Annotated in this window: 9 protein-coding genes; 3 read left to right on the top strand and 6 right to left on the bottom strand. The window is 66.5% G+C overall.

All coding sequences use genetic code 11. The annotated features are described in order from the left end of the window. The 3 genes from P24_RS03510 to P24_RS03520 all read left to right on the top strand — a co-directional run bounded on the left by P24_RS03510 (position 1) and on the right by P24_RS03520 (position 5192). Positions 1-2961 carry an NHLP bacteriocin export ABC transporter permease/ATPase subunit gene (locus P24_RS03510; RefSeq protein ID WP_008943319.1) on the top strand — a complete coding sequence of 987 codons (2961 nt, stop codon included), beginning with the start codon at positions 1-3 and terminating at the stop codon, positions 2959-2961. Between the two features lie 16 nt (positions 2962-2977). Beyond that, positions 2978-4324 (top strand): TolC family outer membrane protein, encoded by a 1347-nt coding sequence (locus P24_RS03515; protein WP_008943320.1) that lies wholly within the window; start codon positions 2978-2980, stop codon positions 4322-4324. Positions 4325-4391: 67 nt separating this feature from the next. Next, positions 4392-5192, top strand: a complete 801-nt coding sequence (locus P24_RS03520) for a DUF3108 domain-containing protein (protein WP_008943321.1) — start codon at positions 4392-4394, stop codon at positions 5190-5192. A 6-nt stretch (positions 5193-5198) separates the two neighbouring features. On the opposite strand, the gene P24_RS03525 is transcribed toward P24_RS03520, so the two are convergent. The 6 genes from P24_RS03525 to P24_RS03550 all read right to left on the bottom strand — a co-directional run bounded on the left by P24_RS03525 (position 5199) and on the right by P24_RS03550 (position 13384). Continuing rightward, positions 5199-5876 (bottom strand): amino acid ABC transporter permease, encoded by a 678-nt coding sequence (locus P24_RS03525; RefSeq protein WP_008943322.1) that lies wholly within the window; start codon positions 5874-5876, stop codon positions 5199-5201. A 7-nt stretch (positions 5877-5883) separates the two neighbouring features. Further along, the gene (locus P24_RS19610; RefSeq protein ID WP_083859518.1) at positions 5884-7548 is read right to left on the bottom strand and encodes an ABC transporter substrate-binding protein/permease; all 1665 of its coding nucleotides are present in this window, start codon (positions 7546-7548) and stop codon (positions 5884-5886) included. Beyond that, positions 7541-8437 carry a transporter substrate-binding domain-containing protein gene (locus P24_RS03535; protein WP_008943324.1) on the bottom strand — a complete coding sequence of 299 codons (897 nt, stop codon included), beginning with the start codon at positions 8435-8437 and terminating at the stop codon, positions 7541-7543. The genes P24_RS19610 and P24_RS03535 overlap by 8 nt, the downstream gene beginning before the upstream one ends. A gap of 181 nt (positions 8438-8618) precedes the next feature. Continuing rightward, on the bottom strand, positions 8619-10817 hold the full coding sequence (locus tag P24_RS03540) for a TonB-dependent receptor (RefSeq protein WP_008943325.1): 2199 nt from the start codon (positions 10815-10817) through the stop codon (positions 8619-8621). Positions 10818-11004: 187 nt separating this feature from the next. Then, positions 11005-12042 carry an NAD(P)H-binding protein gene (locus P24_RS03545; RefSeq protein ID WP_192813228.1) on the bottom strand — a complete coding sequence of 346 codons (1038 nt, stop codon included), beginning with the start codon at positions 12040-12042 and terminating at the stop codon, positions 11005-11007. 106 nt (positions 12043-12148) lie between these two features. Continuing rightward, a complete protein-coding gene (locus P24_RS03550; RefSeq protein ID WP_008943327.1) occupies positions 12149-13384 on the bottom strand; it encodes an MFS transporter in 1236 nt (411 codons plus the stop codon). Between the last annotated feature and the right edge of the window lie 22 nt (positions 13385-13406).

Genomic DNA, 13406 nt, shown 5'->3' on the forward strand with positions numbered 1-13406 from the left:
ATGACCGATCCCGCCATCACCGGATATGACAGTTTCGATGCCGAACTGCTGGCCAAGATCGACGGCGAGAAGCTGTCGGTCGGCTATCACAATCCCTTCCTGGTCAGCGACCCCGGCCTGATCTGGCTGGTGCTGAAGGGCAGCGTGGATATCTATGCCGTGCCGCTGACCGATGGCGCCGTCGCCGGCACCGGCCAGCATCTGATGAGGGTAAGCGAGGGCGAGCTGATCTTCGGCATGCCGGCTATCCCCGATGACACTGTTGCCGATGGCCGCTCCCAGATCGGCCTGCGCGCGGTGGCGACCATGGGGACGGAGCTGTTCCGCGCCCGGCGCAGCGATATCGAGCAGGATGATTTCGACCTGATCGTGGTGGACTGGATCGACCGCTGGATCGCCGCCCTGGCGGAGATCGTGGCACCGGTCGGCGGACCGCGCCCGACCGGCTATCTGGAAGCCGAGCCGGACATCGCCTTCACCGCCGGCGCGGTACTGACGCCGCAGCGCGGAGACACGATCTGGGTCACGCTGGATGCCGGATATGCAACCGCCATCGGCCGCTGGCGCCTGACGGAGGACACTGCCGGCATTCCGCTGCCGCTGGCCGGCAATATGTGGCTGGCCTGCGAGTCCGACTGCCGCCTCACCGGCGCCTATACGCCGACCGCCTTGTTCCGGGGCATGCTGTGGGCAAGCCTCGATTCCTTCCACCTGGCTGTCATGCAGGTCATCGCCCGGCAGCGCGAGGAGGCCGGTGCCAGCGAGACCAGCCGGCTGGAGCGCAAGGCCGGCGCCAACCGCGCCACCTTCAACGCCTCGCTGCGGCGGATCGGCGGCATCCTGACAGGGCCGGAGGCCGAAGGCACCGTCACCGGCACGGCGGCGACCGGCGACCCGCTGTTCGACGCCGCAAGCCTGGTCGCCCAGGCCGCCGGCATCACGCTGACGCCACCAACCGACGATACCGATGCCGCGCCCCGCCTGCTCTCCGACATCGTCCGGCGCTCGCACATCCGCGTGCGGCGGGTCGTGCTGTTCGACGACTGGTACCGACGCGACAATGGCCCGCTGCTGGCCTATCGGGCGGCGGACAACAGGCCGGTTGCACTGCTGCCTGATGGCGTTGACCGCTATGTGATGGCCGATCCGGCGGACAGCACGCGGCGCCCCGTCACAGCAGCCCTGGCGGACAGCCTGTCCGGCGAGGCGCATGTCTTCTACCGTCCGTTCCCAGCGCGCGCGATGCGCGTACGCGAGGTTTTCGCCTTCGGGCTACGCGGGCTGCGCCGCGACATGGCGACCATCGTGATGATGGGCATCCTGGCCGGGCTGATCGCGCTGGCGACACCGATCGCGACCGGGCAGATTTTCGCCAGCATCATCCCGCGCGCCGATATTCCGGGGCATCTGACGATCATTGCCGGGCTGGTGCTGGCGGCGCTGGGCACCGCAACCTTCACGGTAACCCGCAGCTTCGCCGTGCTGCGGGTGCAGACCCGCATGGATGCCAGCATCCAGACTGCCGTCTGGGACCGTCTGCTGGCCCTGCCGGTGCCGTTCTTCCGGGAATACTCGTCCGGCGACCTGGCCGACCGCGCCAACGGCATCAACGCGATCCGCGAACTGCTGAGCGGCACCATCATGCAATCGGTCATGACGGTGCTGTTCTCGCTGTTCAGCCTGCTGCTGCTGTTCTGGTACAGCTGGAAGCTGGCCTTTATCGCGCTGGCCATCGTTGCCGTGCTGCTGGGGGCTTCGCTGACCATCGCGCTGGCGATGGTGCCGCTGCAGCGCGAGATGATCGGCCGCGGCGGCAGGATCGAAGGGCTGATCTTCCAGCTTCTCACCGGCCTGTCGAAGCTGCGCATCTCGGCCAGCGAGCCGCGCGCCTTCGCGAAATGGGCCGAACAGTTCGGCATCACCAAGGAGATCACCTACAAGGCGCGCAAACTGGCCGCGATACAGGCGGTCATCACCGCGCTGTTTCCTCTGCTGGCCTCTATCGTGCTGTTCGCCTCGATCAGCTATCTGCTGAAGGGCGGCGAACAGGGAGAGGGCGGTTTCGGCATCGGCGATTTCCTGGCCTTCAACGCAGCCTTCGGGCAGTTCAGCGCCGCCATGGTCGGGCTGCTGGGCACAGTCTCGGTGCTGATCGCCATCGTGCCGCTGTATGAGCGCGTGCGCCCGATCCTGGAAACGGTGCCGGAGATCACCGACGGCAAGGCCGATCCCGGCGCCATCGATGGTACCGTGGAGTTCTCCCGGGTGGTGTTCCGCTACAACCCCGAAACGCCGCCGATCATCGACGGCGTGTCGCTGACCATCGACAGCGGCAGCTATGTCGCCTTTGTCGGCGCCTCGGGCTCTGGCAAATCGACACTGGTGCGGCTGGTGCTGGGCTTCGAGCAGCCCGAAGCCGGCGGCGTCTATATCGACGGCAAGGACATTTCCGGCCTCGACATGCAGGCGGTGCGCCGGCAGATCGGTGTGGTGCTGCAGAATGGCCGCATCATGTCGGGCTCGATCTTCGACAATATCGTCGGCAGCCTGCCGCTCACCATCGACGATGCCTGGGAGGCCGCGCGCATGGCCGGGTTCGACCAGGATGTCGAGGCGATGCCGATGGGCATGCACACCGTACTGTCGGAAGGGGCCGGCACGCTGTCCGGCGGGCAGCGCCAGCGCCTGATGATCGCCCGCGCGCTGGTGCACAAGCCGCGCATCCTGATCCTGGACGAGGCGACCAGCGCGCTCGACAACCGCACGCAGGAGGTGGTGAATGCCAGCCTGGCGCGGATGAACATGACGCGCATCGTGGTCGCCCACCGGCTCAGCACCATCCAGAATGTGGATCGCATCTTCGTGATGCGGCAGGGCCGTGTCGTCGAGCAGGGCGATTTCAACGCGCTGATGGCGCTGAATGGCGAGTTCGCGGAACTCGCCCGCCGCCAGTTGGTCTGACGGGAGGAGACGGATCATGCGGATACGCGCCCTCCTGCTCTCCACCGCCGCCATGCTGGCGCTGACCGGACCTGCCTCGGCGGAGACCATCATCGACGCGCTGGTCTCGGCCTATCAGAACAATGCCGACCTGATGGCGGCGCGGGAGGAGCTGCGCGTAACCAACGAGCAGCGCCCGCAGGCGCTGGGCGGCTGGATGCCGACCGTCACGCTGCGCGGCAATGCCGACGAGGCCACCATCGACCAGCGCATTTCGCCCTCCTATGACCGCCGCACCCTGAGCGGCGCGCTGGAATATAACCAGACGCTCTATCGCGGCGGCGCGCTGTCAGCGACGCTAGACCAGGCGGAGAACACCATCCGCCGGCAGCGGGCGCTGCTGACCGATACCGAGCAGACAGTGCTGCTGCAGGCCGGCAGCATCTTCATGGACGTGATCCGCGACAGCCGCACCCTGGCGCTGAACCGGAACAATATCGCGGTGCTGGAGGAGCGGCGGCGCACGACACGCGCGCTCTACGATGTGGGCGACGCCACCCAGGCCGACCTGTCGCAGGCCGAGGCGCGGCTGGCGCAGGCCCGCGCGCAGTTGATCGCGGCACAGGGTCAGCTCGACGCGTCGCGCGCGACCTATGCGCAGATCGTCGGCCAGCCGCCGGAAGCACCGGAGATGCCGGGCCCGGTCAGTGGCCTGCCGGAAACGCTGGAGGCGGCCATCGACCTGGCGGAACGCTGGAACCCTGTGCTGCGCGCCTCCGGCCTCGCCGAGACCATCGCCCGCGACCAGATCCGTATCCGCCGGGGTGAGATGCTGCCCTCTGTGGCACTGGTCGGCCGGGTGCAGGAGGACAGCTATGACGATCCCCTGCCGCTGGACCGCCAGAGCCAGGCCTCGCTCGGCGTGCAGCTGACCGTGCCGCTCTATCAGTCGGGGGCGGATCATGCCCGGCTGCGCGAGGCGAAGAAGCGCGCCAACCAGCGCCAGCTGGAAACCGTCTCGCAGCTGCGCAAGGTGCAGGAACAGGTGATCCGTGCCTGGCGCGACCTGCAGACGGCACGGGCCAGCGTCGGTGCATTGGACGAACAGATCGCCGCCGCCCGGCTGGCGCTGGAGAGCGTGCGCCGCGAGGTGGAGATTGGCCGGCGCCCGCTGCTCGACCTGCTGGACGCGCAGCAGGAATTGCTGGATGCGGAGGTGAATCGTACGGGACGGCAACGCGATGTCGTGGTCGGCGAACTGACCCTGCTGTCCACCATCGGCGCGCTGACCGCCGAATCGCTGGCCCTGCCGACCGACCTGTACGATCCTCTGGCGGATTACGAAGCCACAAAGTGGCGGTTGTTCGGTACCGGCATACGCTGACCGCAAACGCCCTGGTTGAAGTTGCGCGCCGCCACCCGATATCCATCGGGAACGGAGGCCTTCAGCCATGCGCTCGTTGTTCCACGGCTTCGCCGCACTCGTGCTCACCACCCCCATCGCCCTGGCCGCTCCACTGGAGCAGCCGCGCGAGATATCGATTGCCGTCGATGTGTTTGCCGGCGGTTTGCATGTGCTGACCATCGACAGCCGCACCCGGCTGAAGGCAGATGGCTATAATCTGGAAACACAGCTGCAAAGCCGCGGCTTTGCCGGCTGGGTGTCGGGCTTCTCCCAGCATACGCTGTCCGAGGGCCGCATCGCCGATGGCGAGTTGCAGCCCAGCGTCCATCTGAACAAGGGCATCTGGCGCGGCGATTCGCGGCTGGTCGAGATGCGCTATGGCGATCATGGCCCGGTCGAGGTGACGGTGGAGCCCGTCGAGGACCCGTCGGAGCGCGAGCCGGTACCCGCCCGCCTGCGCCGCGATACCATCGATCCGCTGAGCGCCGTCCTCTTCGTGAACCAGCCGGCCTACGCGCAGGCCGGCGCGTGCGAGTGGAAGGTACCGGTGTTCGACGGGCGGCGGCGCTATGATCTGCGGTTCGAACGGATTGCCGAGGAAACCCTGCCAGCCGGGCGCCATGGCGTCTATGCCGGCCCGGCCGTCAAGTGCCGGGTGCATTACGACAGCATCGCCGGGCGCTATACCGGCACACGCTGGCGCACCAGCAGCGAACCGATGCCGCCCTCCCATGTCTGGTTCGCCAAGCCCGAGGGAACCGATCTATGGGTGCCCGTGCGGTTCGAGGCGGAGCATTCGCTGGGCTGGGTGCTGGCCTACCTCACCCGCCTGGACGTGACGCCCTAACGCTGACTACCGCCAGCGCCGCCGTTCGAACCAGCGGGTGATGTGCGAGAACGGGTAGCAGAACACGAAGAACCAGCACAGCACGTAGAAATACATCGGGATCACCAGCGCCGGGTCGCTGACCGATTCCATCGCCACGGTCGCACTCGACAATATCTCCTTCACCCCGACCATGGAGGCCGTCGAGGAGGCCATGACGATGACCGCAAAATAGCTCATCCAGGGCGGCAGCAGCATCGGCGTCGCCTGCGGCAGGATCACCGAGGTCATGGTCTGGTAATGGCTGAGCGGCAGTGCCGCCGCCGCGTCCCACTGGTCGGTGTGGATGTTTCGGATAGCGCCATAGACATTGTCCGACATGAAGCCGATCACCGGCATCGACAGGCCGATCACCGCCTTCAGCCAGCCCGGCAGCGGAATGGTCATGCCGGCCAGCTGCACCTCATAGGGCAGCATGTAGGCAAGGTAGAACAGCAGCACCAGCGACGGTGTGTTGCGCAGGAACTGCGTCACCCCCCAGCAGGACCGGCGCAGCCAGTCGCGGCTGGAATTGCGGCCCAGCCCGACCAGCATGCCGATGGCGGTGCCCAGCGCCATCGCACCTAGGCTGATGACGATGTTCATCAGGAAGCCCGCCGCCAGCTCCGGCGTCCAGGCGATCAGCGTGTCCAGCGTCCTGCCCATGCCGGCCTCAGCCCCCCTGCCCTGGAATGCGCAGACGCTTTTCCAGACGGTGCATGCCATAGACCAGCACCGAGACCAGCAGGAAGAAGATCACCAGCAGCACATTCATCATCTCGACCGTGTTGCCCTCCTCCGGCCAGATCTGGTTGGTGACATAGAGCAGTTCCGGCACGGCGATGGCGGAGGCAAGGCCGGTCGCCTTCACGATGTTCACCAGATTGGCGTTCAGTGCCGCCAGGCAGTTGCGCAGCGCCAGCGGCAGGATGATCCGCACATAGGCCTGCAAGGGGCTGTAGCCCAGCGCCACGGCGGAATCGTGGATATCGGCGGGCACCGCGTCGATGCCGGCGCGGAAAATCACCGTGTTGGAGGCACCGGCATAGATACCCAGCGCGATCACCGCCCAGGCAAAGCCACCCATCAGCGGCGTCTCCACCCCGTTTGCCGCAGTGACCAGCGGCAGCATCGCGCCGATGCCGAAGAAGAAGAAATAGAGCTGCACCAGCGGCGGCGTGTAGCGGAAGAATTCCACATAGGCGGTCGCCATCCAGCGCACCGGCGGAAAGCCGACTCCCAGCAGCCAGGCGCCGGTAATGCCGATGGCGACACTGAGCACGATGCAGCCCAGCGCCAGCAGGATGGTGTTGGCAAGGCCGCGCAGGAACTGCGCGCGGTCATAGGGATCGTAGAGGATGGTCAGGTTGAGGCCGGCCGATTTCAGCCAGGCCTCCAGCGCGCCAGGCTGGCGCGGGGCGGCCTGCTGCGCCTCCACCCGGGTCGGCCGGCACGCCATGGGGAAGCTGCCATCCGCCCCGCGCCGGCAGATATAGTCCCCGTTCGCGTCGCGCGCCCTCCACAGCTGGTTCATCTCGACCAGGAAGCCGGTTTGCTTGATGCCCCATTTCGCTTCCAGCGCCAGCAGCAGCCCCTCGCGATGCCATTCCGCCACCGCATCGGACAGCAGCCGGTCCAGATCGCCGCCCAGCGCCTGCTGGCGGATGCCGATGGCCCAGCCGATCTCGTCCAGCGTCGGCAACGGCATGGTATAGCCCTGCCATTCCGGCTGCAGCAGGTCGGCGGCAATGGCCGAATCGTCGAACAGGAAGCCGACGCAGCGATGGTCGCGCAGCGCCAGCTTGGCATTGCGCGTCTCCTTGAAGATGCGCAGGTCGAGATCGTAGCGGCGCGCCACCGACTTGTTGAAATAGGCCCCCTGCTTGGCGCAGACCGGCATGCCGCGCAGATCCTCCCAGCGCGCGATCCGCAATTCCTCGCGGGCCAGCAGATTGATGCCGGAGGCATAATAATGCGGCTCGACCATGCCGATGATGCGCCGCCGGCTGGCATTATCGCCCATGGTGGCGATCACGATGTCCGCCTGGTTCTGGCGCAGCACCTCCAGCCGGTTGGCGGACTGCACGGCGACGATCTGGGCCGGCACGCCGATCCGCCGGGCGATATCCTGCGCTAGGTCGATCTCCATACCGATCAGCCGCCCCTGAGGATCGCGGAAGCCCCAGGGCGGATAATCCGCCTTCACGGCAATGGTCACCTGCCCCTTGGCGCGCAGGGCAGCCAGATCGTCTGCCGCCATGACCGGCCCGCCGATGGTCAGCAGAAGCAGCAGGGACAGGACCAGCGTGCGCAGCAAGTCCCTGACCGCATCACTCATCAATCCAGCCCCGGATCTGGTTGAAATGATTGATCGCGTCGCGGTTCAGCGGGTAGTGCAGGTCGCCGTTCGGGCCGAACCATTTCTGATAGGTCTCGAAATAGGGCCCGCGATACTCCTCGATCCCCTTCAGCAGTCGTACCAGCGTGCGGTCCACGAAATCGCGCCAGCGCGAATCGTCCTGCGGCAGGATGCAGGCCATCGGCTCGCCATTCAGATAACCGGCGCGCGGCAGGATGATGTAGCGGCCGGGCTGTGCCGCCTGGCGCTGCAAATCGCGGAGCACGATGGAAATATTGGAGATGCCGGACACCTCGCCCGCTTCCAGCGCCGCCATCGCGGTATTCATGGACGGGAACTGCACAAGCTCTACCGACGGCAGGGACCGGCGCAGCACATCGATGGTGGCACTGTTGGCGATGACGCCAACCTGCCGGCCTTCCAGCCCACCAAGCCCGGCCAGCCCGATCTGCCGTTCGGTGAGGATGCGCGTGCCATTGTAGAAGATGGTCAGGCTGTAATCGATGCGCTGCTCGCGCACCCAGGTCTTGCTGGCAATGTCGCAGGTGATGTCGAGCGTGCCGTCGGCGACGCGGTCGATTCGGCTCTGCGCGTCAACCTGGCCGATCTCCAGCGCAATATCGCGGCCAAGCTCCGCCTCCAGCGCGGCATGGATATGGTGGATGATATCGACGGAAAAGCCGACAAACCGCCCATCCTCGCCCCGGAAGGCGAAGGGGCGGATCTGGTCGCGCGTGCCGGCATTCAGCACGCCGGTGCGCTCCACCCTGTCCAGGACGGATTCCGCCGCCGCCTGCGGGGCAAATGCCAAGCCGGCAAGCAGGGCGAACCCTGTCGCAAGGTACAGAAAGCGGGAGAAAGCGGGCATCGAGACGTCCGTCCGCGGGGAAGGCAAAACCGGTGCCCCCAAAACAAGCATGAGGGCGCCTGCTCCGCAACCCCCTGCCCCGGCCATCGTCCCGCAAGCCACGGGCGAAAAACCGCCCGGACAGAAAACGGCACGCGCCGACCCGAAGGCGCAGCGCGTGCCGGTTCCGTGTCAGTTGGCGTCAGAAATCGACGGCCACCGAGAATTTCGCCGTCAGCGGCCGGCCCTGCACCAGATAGCCGCCCTGCGCGGACGACCAGTAGGCCTCGTCCGTCACATTCTCGATATTGGCGCGGAATACCACCGGCTGTTCGCGGATCATGGTGGCGTAGCGCGCACCGATGTCGAGGCGCGTCCAGTCCGGAATTTCCAGCGTGTTGGCGTCGTTTACATATTGCGAGCCGGTATGGATCACCCGGCCGGACAGGGTAAGGCCGCGCAGGAAGGGCGTATCCCACTCGACGCCGGCATTGGCCAGGAACTCCGGCACGCCGACGGCGGTGTTGCCGTCATTGGCGCCGCCGGCCGTACCGTTCAGCTCCGCCTCGATGAAGGTGAGGCCGCCCAGCAGGCGCAGCCCCTTCATCGGCTCGCCGAACAGCATCAGCTCGATGCCGCGATTTTCCTGCTCGCCGGAAACGCCATAATACTGCGTGGCCGGATCGAGCACCGCGTTCGGCTTCTCGATCTGGAACACCGCCACCGACGCGCCGACCCGCCCGAAGTCGAGCTTCGCGCCAACCTCATACTGGGTCGAGACATAGGGCGGCAGTACCTCGCCGACATTGACCGCCGTGGAGGGCGCGCTGTCGCCCTGCGACAGGCCTTCGATGCGGTTGGCGTAGAGCGACAGGTAATCCAGCGGCTTCACCACGATGCCGACCACCGGGCTGGTCTCGGACTCGTCGTAATTGCTGGTGCGCGCGCCGCTGCTGCGGTCAAAATTCTCGACCTGCAGCCACTGGTGCCGGGCACCCAGCGTCAGCTGCACGCGGTCGTCATACACTGACAGCGTGTCCGAGAAGAAGACGCTGCGCAGCTCGGTCTCGCTGACCTTCGGCAGGTCGGTCTGCGACCCGCTGAACAGATAGGCATCGGGCCGGGAATAATCGACCGGGTTATAGATGCTGGTCGGGTTGCTGGCCGCGAAATCGAAGGAATTGCGGTTCTCCGTATGCGCGCCGGAGACACCGCCATCCAGGCGATGCGCAACCATGCCGGTCACCGCCTCGCCGCGCAGGCCAGCGATGCCGCTGGTGGTGAAATCCTCGCGCGGGACATACATGCGGCCGACCGTGCCGTCACCATTGCCATTCACCGTCAGCGAGGCAAACTCGCCATCCTCGCGGGTGTCGCGCACGCCGACGGCGGCATAGCCCATGAGGTTGTCGGTGAAATCATACTCGACACGGGTCTGCGCCGTGGTTTCTCGCATCTCCGAATAGGCGTAGGGCTGGCCGTAATTGATGTCGGAATCCGGCGCGCCGGGCACCGACGTGCCGTTCAGCCGAACCGTGGGACGGCCCTGATCGACCCGCAGGCGCTGGTTGGACAGGTCTAGCGTGGCGCGCAGGCGCTCGCCGCGATAATCCAGCGCCAGCGCGCCCAGCATCGCATCCCGCTGCTCATTCTCGATGGCGGTCTCGCCATCGCGCAGCGCCACATTGGCGCGCACGCCGAATTCCTTGTTGTCGCCATAGCGGCGGCCGATATCGAGATGGGCGCCGATGCGGCTTTCCTGCTCCCAGCCAAAGGTCAGGCGGGTCAGCGGCTCGTCCCCGGCGCGCTTCGGCACCAAGTTGATGCCGCCGCCAATGCCGGAGCTGCTGAGGCCGATACCGTTCAGGAAGGCGTTGGAACCGCGCAGCACCTCAACCTGGCCCAGCGATTCGACGGCGCTGACCTGACGTGGCGCCATGCCGGCCAGACCGTCCACGGTAATGTCCTCGCCATTCACCGGAAAACCGCGGATCACGAACAGCTCCGCGAAATTGCCGAAGCCATAGGTGCTGCGCACGCCGGGATCGTTCTCCAGCACGTCGGCCAGCGTCTCGGCCTGCTGGTTCTGGATCAGCTCCTCGGTGTAGGAGGTCACGCTGAACGGCACGTCCATGATGTCGCGGTTGCCCAGCGCACCGACCCGCGCGCCGCGCGACACCTGGCCGCCGGCATAGGCCGGCGGCGGCGTACCGATATCCGACTTGGCATTGCCGCCCTCGCCTTCGACCACAACCGGCGACAGCTGCACCGCACCGCCCGAACCGGCCTGCTGCGCCTTCACCGGCACAGCACCCGCCACAAGGGCGGTCGTCGCCAGCAGCATCCCCAGCATCGCCGCGCGGCCGCAGCCCCGGCCAGCGGTCTCCGTGACCCCGATCATTGCTTACACTCCATGGAGGTTTGGAAAAACATGACCCTAAGCAGGCCGCAAATATACGGCCCATCTAATAATGCGACTAATTATCATTAGACTATTAAAGCCCGCTGAAGCAGAGCGCAAGCCTTCAATGCGGTTATGTGAAGCGGGTCAGCCGCTTCCCGGCATGACGCGGCGATATGGGCCCGCCTCAGAACACCGCGTGATCGCCCCTGTCGTCCCTGGCCTCGCCGCGGATCAGGCGGGCATAGTGCCCGGCCAGCGTCTCGGTTCCGGTGGAGGGGGTGGCGTCCGCGTCATACATTCCGGTCTCAGGGTTCAGGACCAGCATCGATTCGCGGGCATAGTAGAGACCGATGCTGGCGAGTTCCGCCTTGTCCGCCATTTTCGGACTGACGCGGCCCAGTGCGGCCAGAATCCAGCGGATGCCCCAGAGCAGCGCCAGCGGCACCTGCCGGAATCGGGGTTCGCGGCCCAGCTGGGCGAACAGCATCTCGCCCTGCTGGCGGGGCGTAATCGCATCCCCTGGCCCGCCAATCGGCAGGATGCGGTTCCAGCGCTCTTCATCGTCCAGGCAGCCAGCTAGATAACGCCCAAGATCGCCATCGCTGATCGGCTTGCAGGCGGTAAGAGTGCCATCGCCGAAGATGAGGAAAGGCTTGCCGCGCTTGACGCGCCCGACCTGCCCGGACAGCGACTTGAAGAAGGCGGTGGGCCGCACGATGGAATAGGTCAGGCCGGAGTGGATCAGTTCGTGCTCGAAAGCAAGCTTGGCGTGCTGAAAGGCCAGAAGCGGTTTCTGCACGCAGATCGCCGACAGCAGCACCATATGCGCAACACCCGCCTGTTTCGCGGCTGCCAGGGCATCGGCATGGGCCTGATGATCGATCTTCCAGGCGTCGCGGGCCCTGCCGGTGCGCGAGGCAAGACAGGAGACCAGCGCATCGAACGCCTCGCCGCGGAAGCCGTCGCGCGCAATCGAACTGGCATCCGTTACATCGCCATAGCGCAGGCTGGCGCCCGGCAGAATCCCCGCGATTTCGTCAGCGCCCGGCACGCCTCCCGACCCAGCACGGGGGCGGATGAAACAGACCACCTCATGCCCCCGGTCAACGAGCGCGCGTACCGTCGCCCGGCCGATGGTTCCGGTTGCGCCCAGCACCAGCACGCGGCGCGGACGCGGAGATCGCGTTTGCGCGGAAGGATCAGTCGGCGATGCTGGGACCATGGGCAACCGGCACGTTGATTTGGACGCCTCTATCGCAGAGAGTAACCGTAACGGGTGTCGATATCGACCCGCCGCAGGGCGCCCCTTCCCCGCTGTTCAGCGCCGGCTAGGCGACCTGCCGCCTGGACAGCCGGTACAGCAGCCCGACGCAGATCAGCATCGCGGCGGAAAGGCCCGCCAGCAGGGTAAGGCCGGCCTGAAAGCCGCCGGTCATGTCGTACAGCATGCCCAAAGCGAAGGGACCACCTGCCCCGCCCACCTCGGCGGCGGCGAAGAACAGGCCGCTGGCCGCCCCGGCCCGCCTGGTGCCGATGCCCGGCGTCTCCACCAGGATCAGGATGGCGATGGTCATGAGGGAGGAGCGCGCAATGCCCTGCAGCACCAGGCCGGCCATCAGGCTGGGCTGCCACACCGTACCGATCAGCAGGCAGGACAGGAAGGCGGCGACGAACAGGCCGGCCAGGATCGGCAGCCGTCGCGCCGGGGTAGCGAGGCGCGGGATGACCAGCGATCCCAGGATACCGATCAGCGTCGGCACCGCTGCCCAGTAGCCGGCCTCGGCCGGTGTCATGCCCGACACGCGCAGCAGCTCCGGCAGCCAGTTATTGAGGCCGTGATTGTAGGTGAAGATGCCCACGCTCATGACCAGGATGATAGGTACCGCCGGGATGCGTAGCAGTTCGGCCACGCCGCCGCCCTGCCCGTCCTTGCGCGCCGCAGCCTCCTCCGCATCGTCGCGGGCGCGGATCGTCGGCAGGCTGGCGATCATCAGCCACAGTAGCCCGCCCGCCACCGAGATCGTCGCCCACAGCCACAGCACGGCGCGCCAGTCGTCGCCGAAGGCCGGCATCAGCACGGAATTGGTCAGCGAAAAGGCGATGATGCCGCCAATATTCGGCCCGGTGATGTAGATGCCCATCGCAAATCCGCGCTCCGAGCCTGCGAACCAGCGCGCGATCACCTTCGGCGCGCCGGCGGAGACGATGGGCCCGCCGATGCCGAACAGCGCTACCGCCAGATAAAGCAGCGTCGCACCTTCCGCCATGCCGCGCAGATAGCCCGAGGCCGCGATGATCATCGCCCCCAGCAGCAGCGCCCAGCGCGCGCCCATGCGATCTAGTAACGCGCCGCAGGGAATCGCGGCACCGATATAGACCAGCTGCCAGATGCCCAGCACGCCGCCCATCGCCGTGTTGCTGATGCCAAGATCGCGGGTGATCGGCCCGATCAGCGGCGCGAGGCCGGCGATGGTGAGGCCGAAACAGCAATAGACGACCCACACGCCGAACAGCACAAGCCAGCGGAGCGGCGTCGGCAAGGCGGCATCGGTCGGTGGCGTCATGCAGGCTCATCGGGATAAACGG

Source organism: Oceanibaculum indicum P24, assembly GCF_000299935.1.
Taxonomy (GTDB): Bacteria; Pseudomonadota; Alphaproteobacteria; order Oceanibaculales; family Oceanibaculaceae; genus Oceanibaculum; species Oceanibaculum indicum.

Coding starts and splice junctions, on each gene's coding strand:
- P24_RS03510 (WP_008943319.1), top strand. CDS start 1: ATGACCGATCCCGCCATCACCGGATATGACAGTTTCGATGCCGAACTG.
- P24_RS03515 (WP_008943320.1), top strand. CDS start 2,978: ATGCGGATACGCGCCCTCCTGCTCTCCACCGCCGCCATGCTGGCGCTG.
- P24_RS03520 (WP_008943321.1), top strand. CDS start 4,392: ATGCGCTCGTTGTTCCACGGCTTCGCCGCACTCGTGCTCACCACCCCC.
- P24_RS03525 (WP_008943322.1), bottom strand. CDS start 5,876: ATGGGCAGGACGCTGGACACGCTGATCGCCTGGACGCCGGAGCTGGCG.
- P24_RS19610 (WP_083859518.1), bottom strand. CDS start 7,548: ATGAGTGATGCGGTCAGGGACTTGCTGCGCACGCTGGTCCTGTCCCTG.
- P24_RS03535 (WP_008943324.1), bottom strand. CDS start 8,437: ATGCCCGCTTTCTCCCGCTTTCTGTACCTTGCGACAGGGTTCGCCCTG.
- P24_RS03540 (WP_008943325.1), bottom strand. CDS start 10,817: ATGATCGGGGTCACGGAGACCGCTGGCCGGGGCTGCGGCCGCGCGGCG.
- P24_RS03545 (WP_192813228.1), bottom strand. CDS start 12,042: ATGGTCCCAGCATCGCCGACTGATCCTTCCGCGCAAACGCGATCTCCG.
- P24_RS03550 (WP_008943327.1), bottom strand. CDS start 13,384: ATGACGCCACCGACCGATGCCGCCTTGCCGACGCCGCTCCGCTGGCTT.